Origin of the sequence: Neglectibacter sp. X4, assembly GCF_009917365.1 — a bacterium.
Lineage (GTDB): Bacteria > Bacillota > Clostridia > Oscillospirales > Acutalibacteraceae > Acutalibacter.
Genome location: NZ_QWLE01000230.1, coordinates 1 through 279, shown reverse-complemented (window position 1 = coordinate 279; position 279 = coordinate 1). Strand labels below are relative to the sequence as shown.

General features: G+C 35.5%; 1 protein-coding gene. It reads left to right on the top strand.

Annotated elements, in window-relative coordinates:
• Positions 1 to 56: 56 nt before the first annotated feature.
• A partial coding sequence (locus D1841_RS17845) for a nitroreductase family protein (RefSeq protein WP_166554351.1) occupies positions 57 to 279 on the top strand: 223 nt, incomplete at its 3' end.

Genomic DNA, 279 nt, shown 5'->3' with positions numbered 1-279 from the left:
CTCATAAAAAATCGGTATACTAAAGTGACTTTAGGAAATTTGAGTAAGGAGAAACTATGGAAGCAATTACTTGTATAAAGGAAAGAAGAAGTATCAGAAAGTTTAAGCCAGAAGTTGTGGATCACGAGGTTGTAAGAGAAATCGTAGAAGCTGCTTCTTTTGCGCCGTCTTGGAAAAATACACAGATTACAAGATATATTGTAGTTGAGGACGAGGCTGTAAAGGAAAAAATCGCTGATGAATGCGTATTAGGCTTTACTTACAATGCAAAGATTATCA